This window comes from Nonomuraea turkmeniaca (assembly GCF_005889735.1).
In the GTDB taxonomy this organism is placed as follows: domain Bacteria; phylum Actinomycetota; class Actinomycetes; order Streptosporangiales; family Streptosporangiaceae; genus Nonomuraea; species Nonomuraea turkmeniaca.
Window position 1 is genome coordinate 1 of the sequence record NZ_VCKY01000021.1, and the last position, 16,622, is coordinate 16,622.

At 67.9% G+C, this 16,622-nt stretch carries 18 protein-coding genes, 1 tRNA gene and 1 pseudogene; 4 read left to right on the top strand and 16 right to left on the bottom strand.

Annotated elements, in window-relative coordinates:
* Positions 1 to 376: 376 nt before the first annotated feature.
* A pseudogene (locus ETD86_RS08695) lies at positions 377 to 535 on the top strand (leucine zipper domain-containing protein); the annotation flags it as partial.
* 11 nt (positions 536 to 546) lie between these two features.
* Here ETD86_RS08695 and ETD86_RS08700 read toward each other — a convergent pair.
* From ETD86_RS08700 to ETD86_RS08740, 9 genes are all read right to left on the bottom strand, one after another.
* The gene (locus ETD86_RS08700; RefSeq protein ID WP_246147789.1) at positions 547 to 2,079 is read right to left on the bottom strand and encodes a glycosyltransferase family 39 protein; all 1,533 of its coding nucleotides are present in this window, start codon (positions 2,077 to 2,079) and stop codon (positions 547 to 549) included.
* A gap of 158 nt (positions 2,080 to 2,237) precedes the next feature.
* Positions 2,238 to 2,630, bottom strand: coding sequence for a 50S ribosomal protein L7/L12 (rplL, locus tag ETD86_RS08705; protein WP_138665594.1), 393 nt, complete (start codon positions 2,628 to 2,630; stop codon positions 2,238 to 2,240).
* 71 nt (positions 2,631 to 2,701) lie between these two features.
* The gene (rplJ, locus tag ETD86_RS08710) at positions 2,702 to 3,226 is read right to left on the bottom strand and encodes a 50S ribosomal protein L10 (RefSeq protein WP_138665595.1); all 525 of its coding nucleotides are present in this window, start codon (positions 3,224 to 3,226) and stop codon (positions 2,702 to 2,704) included.
* A gap of 240 nt (positions 3,227 to 3,466) precedes the next feature.
* Positions 3,467 to 4,285, bottom strand: coding sequence for an SCO4651 family lipoprotein (locus tag ETD86_RS08715; RefSeq protein WP_246147790.1), 819 nt, complete (start codon positions 4,283 to 4,285; stop codon positions 3,467 to 3,469).
* Between the two features lie 295 nt (positions 4,286 to 4,580).
* A complete protein-coding gene (rplA, locus tag ETD86_RS08720) occupies positions 4,581 to 5,300 on the bottom strand; it encodes a 50S ribosomal protein L1 (protein WP_138665596.1) in 720 nt (239 codons plus the stop codon).
* 58 nt (positions 5,301 to 5,358) lie between these two features.
* A complete protein-coding gene (gene rplK / locus ETD86_RS08725) occupies positions 5,359 to 5,790 on the bottom strand; it encodes a 50S ribosomal protein L11 (protein ID WP_127939574.1) in 432 nt (143 codons plus the stop codon).
* A gap of 119 nt (positions 5,791 to 5,909) precedes the next feature.
* Positions 5,910 to 6,674 carry a transcription termination/antitermination protein NusG gene (nusG, locus tag ETD86_RS08730; protein ID WP_138665597.1) on the bottom strand — a complete coding sequence of 255 codons (765 nt, stop codon included), beginning with the start codon at positions 6,672 to 6,674 and terminating at the stop codon, positions 5,910 to 5,912.
* Between the two features lie 80 nt (positions 6,675 to 6,754).
* The gene (gene secE / locus ETD86_RS08735) at positions 6,755 to 7,000 is read right to left on the bottom strand and encodes a preprotein translocase subunit SecE (RefSeq protein WP_138665598.1); all 246 of its coding nucleotides are present in this window, start codon (positions 6,998 to 7,000) and stop codon (positions 6,755 to 6,757) included.
* Positions 7,001 to 7,080: 80 nt separating this feature from the next.
* A tRNA-Trp gene (locus ETD86_RS08740) sits at positions 7,081 to 7,153 on the bottom strand.
* A gap of 157 nt (positions 7,154 to 7,310) precedes the next feature.
* Here ETD86_RS08740 and ETD86_RS08745 point away from each other — a divergent pair.
* Entirely contained in the window at positions 7,311 to 8,519 is a 1,209-nt protein-coding gene (locus ETD86_RS08745) for a pyridoxal phosphate-dependent aminotransferase (protein WP_138665599.1), read from the top strand.
* Here ETD86_RS08745 and ETD86_RS08750 read toward each other — a convergent pair.
* Complete coding sequence (locus ETD86_RS08750) at positions 8,499 to 9,020, bottom strand: hypothetical protein (RefSeq protein WP_138665600.1); 522 nt, start codon at positions 9,018 to 9,020, stop codon at positions 8,499 to 8,501. The two genes, ETD86_RS08745 and ETD86_RS08750, sit on opposite strands and share 21 nt — an antisense overlap.
* Positions 9,021 to 9,070: 50 nt before the next feature.
* Positions 9,071 to 9,670, bottom strand: a complete 600-nt coding sequence (locus ETD86_RS08755) for a hypothetical protein (protein ID WP_138665601.1) — start codon at positions 9,668 to 9,670, stop codon at positions 9,071 to 9,073.
* Positions 9,671 to 10,026: 356 nt separating this feature from the next.
* Between ETD86_RS08755 and ETD86_RS08760 the strand changes: the two genes are divergently transcribed.
* Positions 10,027 to 11,049 carry an adenosine deaminase gene (locus ETD86_RS08760; protein ID WP_138665602.1) on the top strand — a complete coding sequence of 341 codons (1,023 nt, stop codon included), beginning with the start codon at positions 10,027 to 10,029 and terminating at the stop codon, positions 11,047 to 11,049.
* Here the strand turns inward: ETD86_RS08760 and ETD86_RS54935 are convergent.
* Together ETD86_RS54935 and ETD86_RS08770 are read right to left on the bottom strand one after the other, a co-directional pair.
* Positions 11,038 to 11,958 (bottom strand): hypothetical protein, encoded by a 921-nt coding sequence (locus ETD86_RS54935; RefSeq protein WP_170222956.1) that lies wholly within the window; start codon positions 11,956 to 11,958, stop codon positions 11,038 to 11,040. The genes ETD86_RS08760 and ETD86_RS54935 overlap by 12 nt on opposite strands.
* Positions 11,945 to 12,484: an RNA polymerase sigma factor gene (locus ETD86_RS08770; protein ID WP_138665603.1), complete on the bottom strand. Its 540-nt coding sequence runs from the start codon at positions 12,482 to 12,484 to the stop codon at positions 11,945 to 11,947. The genes ETD86_RS54935 and ETD86_RS08770 overlap by 14 nt, the downstream gene beginning before the upstream one ends.
* Before the next feature lie 126 nt (positions 12,485 to 12,610).
* Between ETD86_RS08770 and ETD86_RS08775 the strand changes: the two genes are divergently transcribed.
* The gene (locus ETD86_RS08775) at positions 12,611 to 13,348 is read left to right on the top strand and encodes a class I SAM-dependent methyltransferase (RefSeq protein ID WP_138665604.1); all 738 of its coding nucleotides are present in this window, start codon (positions 12,611 to 12,613) and stop codon (positions 13,346 to 13,348) included.
* 27 nt (positions 13,349 to 13,375) lie between these two features.
* Here the strand turns inward: ETD86_RS08775 and ETD86_RS08780 are convergent, their stop codons facing one another.
* From ETD86_RS08780 to ETD86_RS08790, 3 genes are read right to left on the bottom strand one after another with little or no spacing between them, the layout of a single operon-like run.
* The gene (locus tag ETD86_RS08780) at positions 13,376 to 14,263 is read right to left on the bottom strand and encodes a carbohydrate ABC transporter permease (protein WP_246147791.1); all 888 of its coding nucleotides are present in this window, start codon (positions 14,261 to 14,263) and stop codon (positions 13,376 to 13,378) included.
* On the bottom strand, positions 14,263 to 15,147 hold the full coding sequence (locus ETD86_RS08785; protein ID WP_246147792.1) for a carbohydrate ABC transporter permease: 885 nt from the start codon (positions 15,145 to 15,147) through the stop codon (positions 14,263 to 14,265). The genes ETD86_RS08780 and ETD86_RS08785 overlap by 1 nt, the downstream gene beginning before the upstream one ends.
* 58 nt (positions 15,148 to 15,205) lie before the next feature.
* Positions 15,206 to 16,468, bottom strand: a complete 1,263-nt coding sequence (locus ETD86_RS08790) for an extracellular solute-binding protein (protein ID WP_246147798.1) — start codon at positions 16,466 to 16,468, stop codon at positions 15,206 to 15,208.
* Between the last annotated feature and the right edge of the window lie 154 nt (positions 16,469 to 16,622).

Consider the following 16,622-nt stretch of genomic DNA (forward strand, 5'->3'; position numbering starts at 1 on the left):
GCCAACACGCCGAATTCGTGGCGGCCACCGAGCCGGTCTATGAAAAGTGGAAGAAGCAGATCGGCGCCGAACTGGTCGACCTGGCCGAGAAATCGATCGCGGCCCGCAAGAAATAAGCAGCAGCCAAAGGGGAACGGCGGCGCAAGCCGCCACGCAAGGCAGGGGCGCACAACCCTCCAACCCAACGGACGCCGGCCAAAAGCTGGCGTCCGTTTCTTTTTCCTCCCGGAGCCTGTCCCCACGGGGACAGGCTCCCCGTCACACGCCACGAACGCTAGCTGTGAAGATTCAATAGGTTGTATGCATGGTTCATCCGAACCGGATTTGAGAAACTGGAAATCGCCACCCCCCCAGTTCACTCAAGGAGCCCGGCCGGATGAACACCCATAAGCATGCCCGATTGACCTTCCTACGTCGACTCGAAATGGTCCAGCAATTGATCGCCCATCAAGTTTGTGTGCCTGAAGCGGCCCGCGCCTATGGGGTCACCGCGCCGACTGTGCGCAAATGGCTGGGCCGCTTCCTGGCTCAGGGCCAGTTGTTTTTTCAAGCAGAAGACGGCATACGAGCTGTCTTAGGGTCTCGTGGGCTCGGAGATGTGGATAAGAGACAGCCCCCGCCGGGCTGCTGGGACCCGCCCCCGCCTGGGCGCTGGAACCCGGCGCCGGCGGGCCGCCGGAAGCCGCCGCCCTGTCCACCACCGGGCCCACCGCCGGTGGAGGGCCCGGCCGTCGGGATGGCCCCGGTGTGCGGGGACGCGGCGGTGTCCACGGCGTACGCCGCCGGCCCCGCCAGGCACGCCGCCAGGGCGACCGCGGCCACGGCCAGGACGCGGCGGGTCAGCACCAGCGCCAGCGCCGCCCCCAGGCCCGCCACCGCGACGGCGACCCCCAGCCAGGAGTTCCAGTCGGCGCTGCGCGACAGCAGCACGTACGACCACACGGCCGTCCCCGCCGTGATCACGGCTGGCAGCCAGCGCGCGCCCCGCTCCCAGAGCACGGCGGCCCCCATGCCGACCAGCACGGCGATGGCCGGCGCCAGCGCCACGGTGTAGTACGCGTGGAAGATCCCCTGCATGAGGCTGAAGACCAGCCCCGTCACGATCAGCCAGCTCCCCCACACCCAGAACGCGGCGCGGACCGGGTCGACCCGCGGCGCCCGGCGGGTCAGCCACGTGACCGCGACCAGCAGCACCAGGGCCGCGGGCAGCAGCCAGGAGATCTGCCCGCCCGCCTCGGTGTCGAACATCCGCAACCATCCGGCCTGCTGGTTGAGGTTCCCCAGCCCGCCGTAATCGGCTCCGTTGAGCCGGCCGATGCCGTTGTAGCCGAGCGCCAGCTCCAGCACGCTGTCGGTCTGCGAGCCCCCGATGTACGGCCGCTCCGAGGCGGGCACCAGCGCCACCGCCAGCAGCCACCACCCCGCGGCGGCCACCATCGCGGCCCCGGCCACCAGCAGCTGCCAGATCCGCCGCCAGAACGCCACGGGCGCGGTCAGGAGGTAGACCAACGCGAACCCCGGCAGTACGAGAAACGCCTGCATCATCTTCGCCAGGAACGCGAACCCGATCGCCGCCCCCGCCAGCACCAGCCACCGGGTCGCGCCCCGTTCCTGGGCCCGCACCACGCAATAGCCCGCGACGGTCAGCAGCAGGACCAGCAGCGCGTCGGGGTTGTTGAACCGGAACATGAGCACGGCCACCGGCGTGACCGCCATGACCGCCCCGGCCAGCAGTGCCGCCCATGGGCTGAACAACCGGCGTACGGAGGCGTACACCATGGCCACCGCGCCGACGCCCATCAGCGCCTGCGGGACGAGGAGGGCCCACGAGTTCAGCCCGAACAGCCGCACGCTGAGCACCATGGGCCAGAGCGAGGCAGGCGTCTTGTCGACGGTGATCGCGTTCGCGGCGTCGGAGGCCCCGAAGAAGAACGCCGTCCAGCTCTGGCTGCCGGCCTGCACGGCCGCCGAGTAATACGAATTGGCCCAGCCTGATGCCCCCAGGCCCCAGATGTACAACAGGCCGGTGCCCACGAGAAGGGCGGCCAGCGCCCAACGAGACTTAGCTTCGGTAACCACACCCGGAACGCTAGGCATGCCGATTGGCGAGGCGATGAGACCAGGATGAGAATCTCCTGAGCCCCACGCGGACGGCGCCGCTCAGGAAATGCGAAAAGGGGCGGAGACATCCGGCACCAGGATGTCTCGCGCCCCTTCTCAGAAGAGACAGGACCGTCTTACTTCACGGTCACGGTGGCGCCGGCGCCCTCGAGGGCAGCCTTGGCCTTCTCCGCCTGCTCCTTGTTGACCTTGCCGTCGAAGACGTTCTTCGGAGCGCCGTCGACCAGGTCCTTGGCCTCCTTGAGGCCCAGGGACGTGAGGGCGCGGATCTCCTTGATGACCTGGATCTTCTTGTCGCCGGCAGCCTCGAGGACGACGTCGAACTCGTCCTGCTCCTCAACAGCGGCGGCCTCGGCGCCACCACCGGCGGGGGCGGCGGCGGCGACCGCGACGGGGGCGGCGGCCTTGACGTCGAAGACCTCTTCGAACTGCTTCACGAACTCGGACAGCTCGAGGAGGGTCATCTCCTTGAACGAGTCGAGCAGCTCTTCGGTGCTGAGCTTCGCCATGATGCTTTCCTTACGTTTAGGACTTGCAGAAAACTAGGAACGGGACCGCGGTAGTGCGGCAATCCCCGGTATTACTCGCCCGCCTCTTCGCGCTTCGCGCGGAGGGCGTCGGCCAGCTGAGCCATTTGCGTGGGCAGCGCGGCGAACATCGCGGCAGCAGCGCTCTGCTTCGCCTTGAGCGCACCGGCAAGCTTCGCGAGGAGGACCTCGCGGGACTCGAGGTCGGCGAGCTTGGTGATCTCGGTAGCGTTGAGCGTCTTGCCCTCGAGCACGCCGCCCTTGATCACCAGAAGGGGATTGGCCTTGGCGAAGTCACGCAGACCCTTGGCCGCCTCCACGACGTCGCCCTTGACGAAGGCAACGGCGGTCGGGCCGACCAGCAGGTCGTCAAGACCATTCACGCCGGCCTGGTTGGCGGCGATCTTGGTCAGGGTGTTCTTCGCCACGGCGAACTTCGCATTCCCACCGAGAGAGCTGCGCAGCTCCTTGAGCTGAGCGACGGTGAGACCGCGGTACTCGGTCAGAACGGCCGCAGCGCTGCCCTCGAACTCGCTCTTGAGCTCGGCAACCGCTGTCGCCTTATCCGGCCTCGCCATGGGCCTCCTTCCAGATGTGCCGCCGGCGAAGGCCCCTGAACATGAGAACAGCCCCGGGCGCAGGAGCGCACACGGGGCTCACACACATGGATCAGACCATGCGGGAAACTCGTATCACACCTGCGCGGGTCGTCCACATGATGTGGATCCTTCGGCCGCCAGGTTTGAGCACCTGACGACGACCGACGGTCTTCGGCAACGACCAGACTACGTCCTGGCCGCCGAGTTTCCAAATCGTTCTCAGTTGGTCGTGCCCTTGGGCAGCTCTCCGATCTGGTCCGCGGGCGGGGTCTCGATGGTCACGGGCTTGTTGAAGTCCTTGAAGAACAGCGTGGCGTCGAGCGTGGCGCCTTCCTTCTGCCCGTTCAGCGCGAGCTTGCGCGGCAGCCCGTCGGCGGCCACCCAGATGTCGAACTTGACGTCCTTGAGCTCGGCGAGGTTCGTACGGGCCTGCTGCTGCTCTTCGGCGGGCAGCAACAGCACGGCCGCGTCGACCGGGAAGCTACCGCTGTAGTGGGTGGTGTCCTCGCCGTTGACGCTCTCGTTGCCGACCGACTTCACGTCCTGCGAGGCCGTGACGAGCTTCGTCACGTTGGCCAGATCGAACTGCTGGATCTGGGACAGGTACTGGTTCACCTGGTTGGAGTCGCCCATCTCGGAGAGCGAGACCTTGATCCACGGCTTGGTGCCGCCGACCAGCTCCTTGAGCGCCTCGACCTTGACGTAGACGGCGTCGCCCTGCAGCACGGCGCGCACGCCGCCCGGCAGGCTCTGACCGCCCATATCGACGGTGTCCAGGGTCAGGTCCACGGCAAGGGGCTGCTTCTGGTAGAGCATGCGGCCCTGCACCCGGCCGTTGCCTTGCTGGGGGTGCGTCGCGTTCACCACGGCGTCGACGGAGTAGCTCGAGACCTCCGCCGTCTTCTGCGCGGCCTGCGCCAGGACCTCCGAGGCCGCCAAATTGACCTGGATGGGTTGGGCATTCGTGCCACAACCGGCAACCGCGGCCACGACGAGCGCGGCTCCGGCCGCGGCGAGACTTATCGTGCGCTTCAGCATGTCTTGACCCTACGTTTGCTTTCCACGGCTGTAGCGCCTTCCCCGCATAATTAGGGGAAAACCCAGGGTTATCCCCCACAAGCCCTTCACACCATCTCCACAATCCACCATACGTAAGCTCCGGCCGCCCGCTGGAGGGTGCCCGGAGCTCCCGAGTACTGGGCGCACGTAACGGCGCTCAGCCGGTGAAGGGCTCAGTGGGCGTTTTCCTGGAGGGCCATCAGCCGCAGCGCACACCGCGGGCAAGCGAAAACCCCCGCCCGAACACGGGCGGGGGTTTCGTGAAACAGCTGGATCAGCTCTCCAGGTCGGCGGTGATGCCGCGGGTGACGTTGGGGTCGACCGGGACGCCCGGGCCCATCGTCGTGGAGAACGTGACCTTCTTCAGGTAACGGCCCTTGGCCGCCGACGGCTTGAGACGCAGCACCTCGTCAAGGGCGGCGGCGTAGTTCTCCAGGAGCTGGCGCTCGCCGAACGACGTCTTGCCGATGATGAAGTGCAGGTTGGCCTGCCGGTCGGTACGGAACTCGATCTTGCCGCCCTTGATCTCCGTCACGGCCTTGGCGACGTCGGGCGTCACGGTGCCGGTCTTCGGGTTGGGCATGAGACCACGCGGACCGAGCACGCGGCCCAGGCGGCCGACCTTGCCCATCAGATCCGGCGTGGCCACGACCGCGTCGAACTCGTTGAGCCTGTTGCCCTTGGAGATCTCGTCGATCAGCTCGTCGGCGCCGACGATGTCGGCGCCCGCCTCGCGGGCCGCCTCGGCACGGTCACCGGTCGCGAAGACCAGAACCCGGGCGGTCTTACCGGTGCCGTGCGGGAGGTTGACCGTGCCACGCACGATCTGGTCGGCCTTGCGAGGGTCGACGCCCAGCCGCAGCGCGACCTCGACGGTGGCGTCGAACTTGGTGGTCGACGTCTCCTTGGCGAGCTTCGCGGCCTCGACGGGCGAGTAGAGCTTGTCGCGGTCGACCTTGGCGGCCGCGTCTTTGTGCGCCTTGCTGCGCTTCATTTTTGGCTCCTAGTGGTGAACGGGCCTGGCGGCCCTCCCACGAACGTCTGAAAGGGTGTTACTCGGCGACCGTGATGCCCATCGACCGGGCGGTGCCGGCGATGATCTTCTCGGCGGCCTCGATGTCGTTGGCGTTGAGGTCGGGCATCTTGGTCTCGGCGATGCTGCGCAGCTGCTCGCGGCTGAGCTTGCCGACCTTGTCGCGGTGCGGGACCGCGCTGCCCTTGTCGAGGCCGAGGGCCTTCTTGATCAGCTCGGGGGCCGGCGGCGTCTTCGTGATGAAGGTGAAGCTGCGGTCCTCGAAAATGGTGATCTCAACGGGGATGATGTTGCCCCGCTGGGCCTCCGTCGCAGCGTTGTACTGCTTGACGAAGTCCATGATGTTGACGCCGTGGGGACCGAGGGCGGTACCCACCGGCGGCGCCGGGGTGGCCTGGCCAGCGGGAAGCTGGACCTTCACCAACGCGGCGATTTTCTTCTTCGGAGGCATTTGTCCTTCTCCGGGTCTTTGATTCTGATGCCGTCCGGACTGCGGATTACAGCCCCGGACATGTCGGAGGCCGCCCTCGCGAAGGCGGCCGCCCGAACGTCTAAGTGTAGGTGATCGTCCTAGATCTTCGAGACCTGGTTGAACGACAGCTCGACCGGGGTCTCACGGCCGAAGATCGAGACGAGCACCTTGAGCTTCTGCGACTCGGGGCTGATCTCGCTCACCGAGGCGGGCAGCGTCGCGAACGGGCCGTCCATGACCGTGACCGACTCGCCGATCTCGAACTCGACCGTCGGACCCGTGGCCGTCTTGGCCGTGGCCTTCTTGGCCTCCTCGGTCGGCTCGGGCGCGAGCAGCTTGGCGACCTCGTCGAGGCTGAGCGGGCTCGGCTTGTTGGACAGGCCCACGAAGCCCGTCACGCCGGGCGTGTTACGCACCGCGGCCCAGGACTCGTCGGTCAGCTCCATGCGCACCAGCACGTAGCCGGGCAGCACCCGCTCCTTGACCGGCACCTTCTTGCCGCTCTTGAACTCCTGGACGGTGTGCGTCGGCACCTCGACCTGGTAGATGTAGTCCTCCATGTTGAGCGACACGTTGCGGCTCTCGATGTTGGACTTCACGCGGTTCTCGTAACCGGCGTAGGAGTGGATGACGTACCACTCGCCGGGCAGACCGCGCAGCGACTGCTTGAACTCCTCGACAGGGTCGACGTCGGGAAGGGCCGAAGCGTCTTCGGCGGCAGCGGCCTCGACCTCGGCCGCCTCGTCGCTCTCCGCGACCTCGGCCTCTTCGAGAGCCGCCTCGGCGGCTTCCTCAGTGGCCTCTTCCAGCTCGTCGCCCCACTCCTCGCGGGACTCGTCGGCCGGAACAGAAGACTCGGACACGGTGACTCTTCCTCTTTCGTCTAATCGATTGAGCACGTATCGATGGCGACTCCGTCAGGCAGGCACCGGCGGCGCCGGGATCAGGCTCCGCCGAAGACGCGGAGCACCACCCATCCCAGAGCGGCGTCGAGGCCGTACACGATGCCAACCATGATCAGAACGAATATCAGAACGACCGTGGTGTAGGTGATGAGATCCTTGCGTGTCGGCCAGATGACTTTACGAAGCTCGCCGACGACCTGCCGGTAGAAAAGGGCAGGCGAAGTGCGCGTCTTCTTTTCGCCACTGGGCTTGTCTGCGGTCTCGCCGCGCGTGTCGATCGCCACAGTCCTCACCTGAATTCGTCGGTATCCAACGCAGTTTTTGCGGCGCGCTTACACGCCTATCATTGCGCGGACCGCACTCGCAGGGCACGAGGGACTCGAACCCCCAACCGCCGGTTTTGGAGACCGGTGCGCTACCAATTGCGCCAGTGCCCTATGTCATCAACCAGAGTACCCTGATCGACTCACTGCCCGGACCGAACCGCTCGGCGACATGCGGCGGAAGGACCAGGCGAAAGCATACGGGGGAATGCCCGGTACGTCGAACCCAAACCTGATCGCCCAGGTCACGCGCTCATGGGACGATGGACCCATGTCCACCCGACCTCGCGTCTCCGCAAGAATTTCCGCGATCTCCGAGTCCGCCACCCTCGCCGTGGACGCCAAGGCCAAGGCGATGAAGGCCGCCGGACGTCCCGTCATCGGCTTCGGCGCGGGCGAGCCCGACTTCCCGACGCCCGATTACATCGTCGAGGCGGCGATCGAGGCGGCCCGTCAGCCGCGCTTCCACAAGTACACGCCGGCGGGCGGGCTCCCCGAGCTCAAGCAGGCCGTCGCCGACAAGACCAGACGCGACTCCGGCTACGCCGTCGAGCCGTCCCAGGTGCTGATCACCAACGGCGGCAAGCAGGCCGTGTACGAGGCGTTCGCGACGCTGCTCGACCCGGGCGACGAGGTCCTGGTGATCGCGCCCTACTGGACCACCTACCCCGAGGCGATCAAGCTGGCCGGGGGCGTGCAGGTGGACGTCGTGACCGACGAGACCACCGGCTACCTGGCGAGTGTCGAGCAGCTGGAGGCCGCGCGCACCGAGCGTACGAAGGTCGTGTTGTTCGTCTCGCCGTCCAACCCCACGGGCGCCGTCTACTCGCGCGAGCAGACCGTGGCGATCGGCCGCTGGGCGGCCGAGCACGGCCTGTGGGTCGTCACCGACGAGATCTACGAGCACCTCGTGTACGGCGACGCCGAGTTCACCAGCATCGCCACGGCCGTCCCCGAGCTCGGCGACCGGATGGTGATCCTCAACGGCGTGGCCAAGACGTACGCGATGACCGGCTGGCGGGTGGGCTGGCTGATCGGCCCGGCCGACGTGGTCAAGGCCGCCACGAACCTGCAGTCGCACGCCACCTCCAACGTCTCCAACGTCGCGCAGATGGCGGCGCTGGCCGCGGTCTCCGGTGACCTGTCGGCGGTTGCGGAGATGCGCACGGCGTTCGACCGGCGCCGCCAGACGATGGTGCGCATGCTCAACGAGATCCCGGGCGTGTTGTGCCCCGAGCCGAAGGGGGCGTTCTACGCGTACCCCTCGGTCAAGGAGCTGATCGGCAAGGAGTTGCGGGGCAGGCGGCCCCAGTCCTCCGCGGAGCTGGCCGAGCTGATCCTGGAGGAGGCCGAGGTGGCGGTGGTGCCCGGCGAGGCGTTCGGCACTCCGGGCTACTTCAGGCTGTCGTACGCGCTGGGCGACGACGACCTGGTGGAGGGCGTCAGCCGCGTGGCCAAGCTATTGGCCGAGGCTCGCTGACACTCCCCCGGCGATCTGCTTGATCTGGGGGGCCAGGCCGGGTGTCGCGCCGATGTAGACCGCGGTGCCCGGCCGCTCCAGCCACATGAAGTTGCGCAGGCCCTTCTTGGTGGTCCAGCGCAGCGCCGGCCGGCCCTTGTACACCGTCAGCGTCGACCTGGCGACCAGCGTGGCGAACTGCTCGGCGGTACGCACGCCGCACACCACGCCGACGTACAGGTGCTCGTCGTTCCTACGCCAGATCAGGCCCTCCACGTCGAGCCGGCGGACGAGCGAGGCCAGGTGGCCGAACGAGCCCGCACGTTTCAGCTTCGCGGGCATGGCGGGCAGGCGTACCTCGGCGCCGCCGCAGGACAGCGAGAAGGTCTTGCTCCTTGCCGGATTCGGTGACGGCGGCGCGGTGATGCCGGTCGGCTCGGGGTCGGGCACGGTGTCACCGCCGCCGCAGCCGGTGAGCGAGAGCACGAGGAGCACGAGGAGCACTGCCGCCAGACGCCGCATCGACCCCCCATGACGTGTGGATACCCAGAGCGAGAGACTGGGAAGGTTTCCTAGTCTCCTACAGGAGCCTTCACAGAGGCGGCCACTGCGACGAGTTCCCCGCTGAGGGGTTCACTGACCCTGATCCACGCGCCCGTGCCGGTGCGTTCGAGCCAGACGATCACACGGCCGCCGTTCGGGTGCCTGCCGACCGCGGCGGGCCGGCCGCGCACGGTCGTGTCACGGGCGTCGAGCACGGTGACCCGGGAGCGGTAGCTCTGCCAGTCCGCCGCCACGATACCGTGCTCGACCTGCGCTTCGACGAATCGGCCCGCGGTGCCGAACCTGGCCCAGCCGCCCTCGACCCCCGGCTCGGGCTCGATCGCTCCGCCGCCGCTGCGGTCGAGCCCGGCGGGGAGGTAGGTGAGCCAGAAGTCGTCGGAGACCACCGCGAGGGCGGCCGACGCCGGCCGGACCTCCGCCGGGCTCCCATCGAGCCGGGTCTCCAAAGGCGCCACGGCAAGGGGCAGGGGTGCCTTCTCGGCAGGACGGGCGATGCGGCCGTATCCCGAGGAGAACAGCGCGTAGATGATGAGACCCGTCGCCCCGAACGCCACCATCGCCACCGCCGCGCGCCATCCCCGACCGCCATCGCGTACCTCAGGGATCATGCATCGTTGATCCCCAGTTTCGCCCTACCCTTACCGCGAGGTTCACTCCTCCTCCTGGATACTTTCCGCGATCTTCTTCGGCTCCGCGACGCCGTCGACCTCCTTGACGTAGTCAGAGCTGAGTGACTCCCTGATGAGCGTGTCGCGCAACTCCAGGTCGGGGGTGTCGGCGGCGGTCTCGGGCGATCGTGCACGGTCGCCCCGCAGACCGGCATCGCCGCATGCGGCAGCGAGGTGCTCCGTGCGGCGAGGAACTCGTCGAACGCCGCTTCGTCGTCATCTGTCATGAGCGAGGGACCCCCTCCTCCCTCCTCAACGCGCCAGCTCACCCCCAGGTTGAGTGGCAAGATAATCAAATGCCACGGCCCCTGGACGCCCTTCCCAAAGCGCATCTCCACTTGCACTTCACCGGCTCGATGCGGCACACGACGCTGATCGAGCTGGCCAGGGAGCAGGGGCTGCATCTGCCCGACGCGCTGGAGGAGGACTGGCCGCCGACGTTGCGGGCCACCGACGAGCGCGGCTGGTTCAGGTTCCAGCGGCTGTACGACATCGCCAGGTCCGTGCTGACCCGCCCTGAACACGTCTACCGGCTGTTGCGCGAGACGGCCGAGGACGAGGCGGCGGCCGGGTCGCGGTGGCTGGAGATCCAGGTGGACCCGTCGGGGTACGCCCAGCGGTTCGGCGGTCTGACGGCAACGCTGGACCTGGTGCTCGACGCCGTACGGCAAGCGGCCCACCACGCCGGGGTGGGGATCGCGGTGGTCGTGGCGGCGAACAGGACCCGGCATCCGCTCGACGCGAACACACTGGCCAGGCTGGCCACGCAATACGTGGGCAAGGGCGTGGTCGGGTTCGGGTTGTCCAACGACGAGCGGCGGGGCGAGGCGAGGGAGTTCGAGCGGGCGTTCAGGATCGCCAAGCGGGGCGGGCTGCTGTCCGTGCCGCACGGGGGCGAGCTGATGGGGCCGCGCAGCGTGGCGCAGTGTGTGGACGACCTGGGGGCGGACCGGATCGGGCATGGGGTGCGAGCGGCCGAGGACGAGTGGCTGATGCGGCGGCTGGCCGACCGGCAGATCTGCTGCGAGGTATGCCCGACGTCCAACCTGGGCCTGGGGGTGGCCGAGCGCACCGCCGACGTGCCGGTGCGGCGGCTGTTCGACGCGGGGGTGCCGATCGCGCTGGGGGCGGACGACCCGCTGCTGTTCGGGGCGCGGTTGTTGCGGCAGTACGAGCTGGCCAGGGAGGTCTACGGCTTCAGCGACGCCGAGATCGCCGAACTGGCGCGGCAGTCCGTACGCTCGTCGGCGGCTCCTGAGTCCGTACGCAAAGAGCTGCTCAAAGGTGTGGACGACTGGCTGACCGGCTCATTGGAGTGACTCGGCGATCTTGATGGCCTCCTCCTTGGTGCGCACACCCTCCAGGCGGTAGTTGATCGCGACCTGCCGCCAGATGAGCGTGGCGGCCGCCTGGCGCAGCGGCACGTGGGTGCCGTCCTCACGTGCGATGTAGCCGAGCGGGTGCTCGCCCTTGAGCCACCATGCGTCGTACGGGCCGACGTCCACGAAGTCGGGGTACGGCGGGCCCGCCTTCTTGAAGAAATAGGGGTCGATGTAGCCGTCGAACTGGTCGAGCCGGACACCGCCCGGCCAGAACATCGACACCACCCTGCCGTTGTCGGAGACCGACGTGCTCTGCGGCGGGCCCAGCCTGGACGGCACCTTGACCTCGAACCTGGCCTGGCTCCGCGCCTCGGACGGGGACACGGTGCGCTCGCCCGGCAGGGACGCCGTGGTGGTGACCGGTGGGGGCGTGCTCTCGCCGACCTCCAGCTCGACCCCGGCGAACCGCAGGATCCGCGCCACGGCGGCCCGGCCCTGGGGGGTGGCGGCCGTGATGGCGATGACGACGACCACCACCGCCGCCACGATCGTCCACCGCGCCCGCCGCCCGCGCTTCGCCGGCCGCCGCCCGTCGTCCCGCCGCCCCGGCCGCCGGGCTCGCGCCGGCCTGACAGGGGAGTTGTAGGGGCCATGCGCCGGATCGGGCCCGTCCGCGAGATCGGGAGCCGAGACGGCGTCAGGAGGCGAGACGGGGTCAGGCGGCGAGACGGGCTCGGGAGGCGAGGGGGCGTCCGGAGCCGAGACGGGATCGGTGGGCTGGGATTCGAGGCGGGCGCGGACGGTGGCGGCCACGTCGGCGGGAGGGGGTGCGGGCACGTCGATCAGGTCGCCGAGCGCCATTAGCTCCGCCTCCAGCCCGTCGTCGAAAGGCTCACGCGAACTCATTGCCCACCTCCTCCCGCAACCGGGCCAGCCCGCGATGGGTGCTGGACTTGACGGTGCCGACCGGCCAGTCGAGCACCTGTGCCGTCTCCGCCTCGCTCAGCTGTAAGAAGTACCGGCACACCACGGCCTGACGTTCCCGCTCGGGCAGCCCGCGGACCGCCACCAGCAACCGCGCCCGCCGGTCGGTGGCCACGGCCGTGCCCTCGGGGTCGTCGGGCGCGGTGGCATCGGCGGTCGCGCCGAGCCGGACCGCCAACTCGGCACGCCGCCCCCGCGACCGGGTCAGGTTGTGCGTCTCGTTGGCCACGATGCGCAGCAGCCACGGCCGGAACGGCGCATCCCGGCGGAAGCTCGCCAGGTGCCGGAACGCCTTGACGAACGCCTCCTGCACCACGTCCTCGGCTTCGTCGCCCGCACCCAGCATGTACGCGGTACGGTGGGCGAGCGCGCTGTAGCGGGCGACCAGCGCCTCGTAGGCAGCTAAGTCGCCGTCGAGCGAGCGCGCGACCGCCTCGTCGTCGTCCATGGCGAGTCAGATTCCATCGCACCGAGGGGCCTGCGGGGAAGGGTGTTTCGCGGATCGCGTGACCCCCACCGCCGACAGGGGCATTAGACTCGGGCAATCCATGTGCCCGCTAGAAGGAACGGGATTATGTCTTCTGGGTATGACCGTGTAGTACAACCGGCGGCCGGTGACGAGGCCCTGGAGAACCACCTAGGTGGGGACGAGGCCAAGAACTATCGGCAGTACGAGTTCGACATGGTCGCCCCGCATGTCGGCCGCTCGATGCTGGAGATCGGCTCAGGACTGGGCCACTTCGCCGAGCAGTTCCTGCCGCGACTCGACAGGCTGGTCGTGAGCGACTTCGACCCCTACTGCGTCGAGCAGCTGCGTACGCGCTTCGAAGGCCGCGACGACATCGACGTCCTGCAGTTCGGGCTGCCGACCGACATCCCGCTCGAGGACAAGGTCGACACCGTCGTCATGATGAACGTGCTGGAGCACATCGAGGACGACGCCGGGGCCCTGCGCTCGCTGGCCCGGGTCACGCTGCCCGGCGGCCGCATCATCATCTGGGTGCCCGGCTACATGCAGCTTTATGGAGACTTCGACCGCAAGGTGGGCCACGTCCAGCGTTACACGCCCAAGACGCTGGCCTCGGCGGTCGCCAAGGCCGGTCTGGACGTCGAGGTGCTCAAGCCGATCAACTTCCTGGGCGGCATCGCCTGGTGGGCGGCGGTGCGCCGGGGCGGCGTCGGCTACCCGGACCCGCGGCTGGTCAAGATCTACGACCGGACGGTGGTCCCGCTGACCCGCCTGATCGAGCGGTTCGTCCGCCCGCCCTTCGGCCAGACGGTGTTCTGCGTGGCCCGGGTGCCGCAGAAGTAAGACCCAGGGGGAAGGCTCCCCCTGGGTCTACTTGATGGAGCCGGCGGTCAGCCCGCCCACCACCTTGCGCTCGATCAGCGCGAACAGGATGATCACCGGGATGGTGGCGATCACGGATCCGGCGAACAGGTTCTGCCAGTCCACCTGGTATTGCCCGATGAACGAGTTCAGCGCCACGGTGAGCGGCTGGTTCTCGGGCGTCGTGGTCAGGGTCAGGGCGACCACGAACTCGTTCCACGCTGCGATGAACGTGAAGATCAGTGCGGTGATCACGCCCGGCATGGCCAGCGGCAACGTGATCCTGAACAGTGCGCCGAAGCGCCCGTTCCCGTCGATGAAGGCCGCCTCCTCCAGCTCACGCGGGATCGAGGCGAAGTACGCGTTCAGGATCCACACCGCGAACGCCAGGTTGAACCCGCCGTTGACGAGGATCAGCGACCACACCGAGTCCACCAGACCGAACTGGAAGAACTCGCGGTAGATGCCGACCAGCATGGCGGTGGGCTGGAACATCTGGGTGATCAGCACCAGGATCAGGAACGCGGTCCGCCCCCTGAAGCGGTGCCTGGCCGAGTAGTACGCCGCCGGCAACGCCACCAGCAGCACGAGGATCGTCGACCCGGCCGCCACCTTGATCGTGACCCAGAGGTTCCCGGCCAGCCCGCTGGTCCAGAAGTTGGTGAGGTTCGACCACACCCACTCGTCGGGCCAGAAGGTGACGTCCCGCAGCGAGTCCTGAGCCCGCAGCGAGGTGAGCAACATCACCACGTACGGGAAGAGGAAGACGAACGCGATGAGGTACGCGCTCGCCGCGACGATCACGGTCTTGAGCCGGGGCATGCCGCGCGCGGCGGTGGGCCGGGGCCGGGCGTGGTGGTGGGAGCCGGCCTTGCGCGGGATCGTGTTGACGGCCATCACGCCACCTCCTTGTTCCACCGGGACACCCGAAGGAAGATCACGGTCAGCACGATGACCATGCCGAAGTTGACGACGGACATGGCGGCCGACTCACCGATGTCGGAGCCCTTGAGGATGAACATGAGGATCGTCGAGGTGGCCGTCGAATAACCGGGCTGCCCGTGCGTCATCGCCCAGATGATCGGAAAGCTGTTGAAGACGTTCATCACGTTGATGAGGGCCGCGACGGTGAGCGCCGGGCGCAGCAGCGGCAGCGTGATCGACCAGTACGTACGGAGCCGTCCGGCCCCGTCCATCCTGGCGGCCTCGTAGACGTCAGAGGGGATCGTCGCCAGCCCGGCGAGCAACGCGTACGTGGTGAACGGCACCGACACGAAGACCGCCACGAACACCAGCCACGGCATCGCGGTGGACGCGTCACCGAGTTGGTCGGCCGCGGCCCCGCCCATGGCGTCGATGAGTCCGAGCTTCAGCCGGATCTGGTTGATCACGCCGACCTCGGGGTCGAGCATCCACTTGAAGATGATCGCCGTCATCAGGACCGAGGCCGCCCACGGCGCGATCAGCGCCCAGCGGGCGATCTTGCGGCCCGGGAAGCGCTGGTTGAACAGCTGGGCCAGAGCCAGCGAGATCAGCACGGTGAGCGCGACGACCGCGACCACCCAGATCACGCTGCGGACCATGATGTCGGCGAAGTCCTTCTCGTTGAAGAGCTTGTCGTAGTTGGCGAGCCCGTTGCTTCCCTGGACCACGCCGAACCGGCTGATCTTGAGGAACGAGGACCTGATCATCTCGATCACGGGCCAGAGCACGACCAGCACGATGAGCACCACGGCAGGCCCGACCCAGGCGATGGGCTCCAGGGCGCGCAACCTTCTCAATGCAAAGCCTTCCGTGAAAGGGACGGCCCAGCGTGGGGACGCTGGGCCATCCACCGGATCAACCGGCCTCGGCGACCTTCTGGAGCTCGCCGAGGACCTTGGCCGGGTCCTCCTTGACGGCTCCGCCGATGGTCTGCTTGATCGCCGGGTTCACCTCGGCCCACTTGGGGTCCTGGAACGGGTAGAAGCTGGCGTTGGGCAGCGCGTCCAGGAACGGCTTCAGCTTCTCGTCGCTCGACAACTTCTCGATGCCGCCGTTGGTGACGGGCAGCAGCTTGTAGGTGTCGGAGATCTTCGTCGCGGCGTTGCCGGTGTAGAAGAAGTCGAAGAACTTCTTGATCTCGGCGGCGTGGCCGTTCTTGTTGAACGCCATGATCCAGTCCATGACGCCGAGCGTGGTGTCGAGCGGGCCGGCCTTGCCGGGGATGGGCGCGACGCCGTAGTTCTTCAGCCCGGCCGCGTCGAAGATCGGGATGGACATGGGGCCGCCGTTGACCATGCCGACCTTGCCTGCGCCGAAGTCCTCCCAGACCGTCTTGCGGTCCTTGGTGCCCGGGTTCGGGGTGGTCAGACCGGCGTCGACCAGGCCCTTCATGTACGTGAAGGTCTCGACGTTCTGCGGCGAGTTGATCGCCCACTTGCCGGAGGCGTCCTTGTAGCCACCGCCGTTGCCGAGCATCCACAGGAACGACTCGGCCTGGGCCTCTTCCTGGCCGAGCGGCAGGCCGAACGGCTGCGTCACGCCGGCCGCCTTCAGCTTCTCGGCCGCGGCCTTGAGCTCGTCCCACGTCTTCGGCGGCTCGGTGATGTTGGCCTTGGCGAACAGGTCCTTGTTGTAGAACAGGGCGCGGGCCGAGGAGACGAACGGGATGCCGTACGCGGTCCCGTCGACCTTGCCGAACTCGGCGAACTTCTGCAGCATGTCGCCGGAGACGTTCGGGGACAGGACCTCGTCCACCTTGTACAGGAGCTGGTCCTTGACGAAGCCGGAGTAGTCGCCGGTCTGCAGGATGTCGGGCACTTGGCCGTTCTGGACCATGGTGGCGACCTGCTTGTCGATGTCGTTCCAGTTGATGACCTGGACCTCGACCTTGATGTTCGGGTTCGCGGCATGGAACTCGTCCACGACGCCCTTCCAGAACGTCTCGCCCGAGTTCGGCTTGCCGGGCCCGTCGCCGTAGTCCGCGGCGACCATCTTGAGCGTGACCTGGCCGCCGCCCGACGCCTGGGTGTTGCCGCCGTCTCCGGAGCCGCCGGAGCCGCAGCTGGACAGGACCAGCACCGTGGCTAGGCCGAGAGCGGCGCCGCCCACAAGCTTCATGTTCACTGGAGATACCGCCTTCTCGTCGGACGGGTGACGCTGGTCCGTACCAGCCACCGGAGCCCGCCCTGGGGGGATGGCACGCGCGAGGCGGGCCTCGACGCGTTTGCGTCAGCGTAAGCCAGCGTTCAGGAGCCGGTCTATACCGGCTTGT

Coding starts and splice junctions, on each gene's coding strand:
- rplA (WP_138665596.1), bottom strand. CDS start 5,300: ATGAAGCGCAGCAAGGCGCACAAAGACGCGGCCGCCAAGGTCGACCGC.
- ETD86_RS08715 (WP_246147790.1), bottom strand. CDS start 4,285: ATGCTGAAGCGCACGATAAGTCTCGCCGCGGCCGGAGCCGCGCTCGTC.
- ETD86_RS08750 (WP_138665600.1), bottom strand. CDS start 9,020: ATGCGGCGTCTGGCGGCAGTGCTCCTCGTGCTCCTCGTGCTCTCGCTC.
- rplL (WP_138665594.1), bottom strand. CDS start 2,630: ATGGCGAAGCTCAGCACCGAAGAGCTGCTCGACTCGTTCAAGGAGATG.
- rplK (WP_127939574.1), bottom strand. CDS start 5,790: ATGCCTCCGAAGAAGAAAATCGCCGCGTTGGTGAAGGTCCAGCTTCCC.
- ETD86_RS54935 (WP_170222956.1), bottom strand. CDS start 11,958: ATGAGTTCGCGTGAGCCTTTCGACGACGGGCTGGAGGCGGAGCTAATG.
- ETD86_RS08745 (WP_138665599.1), top strand. CDS start 7,311: ATGTCCACCCGACCTCGCGTCTCCGCAAGAATTTCCGCGATCTCCGAG.
- ETD86_RS08780 (WP_246147791.1), bottom strand. CDS start 14,263: ATGGCCGTCAACACGATCCCGCGCAAGGCCGGCTCCCACCACCACGCC.
- ETD86_RS08790 (WP_246147798.1), bottom strand. CDS start 16,468: ATGAAGCTTGTGGGCGGCGCCGCTCTCGGCCTAGCCACGGTGCTGGTC.
- ETD86_RS08755 (WP_138665601.1), bottom strand. CDS start 9,670: ATGATCCCTGAGGTACGCGATGGCGGTCGGGGATGGCGCGCGGCGGTG.
- rplJ (WP_138665595.1), bottom strand. CDS start 3,226: ATGGCGAGGCCGGATAAGGCGACAGCGGTTGCCGAGCTCAAGAGCGAG.
- ETD86_RS08770 (WP_138665603.1), bottom strand. CDS start 12,484: ATGGACGACGACGAGGCGGTCGCGCGCTCGCTCGACGGCGACTTAGCT.
- ETD86_RS08760 (WP_138665602.1), top strand. CDS start 10,027: ATGCCACGGCCCCTGGACGCCCTTCCCAAAGCGCATCTCCACTTGCAC.
- ETD86_RS08775 (WP_138665604.1), top strand. CDS start 12,611: ATGTCTTCTGGGTATGACCGTGTAGTACAACCGGCGGCCGGTGACGAG.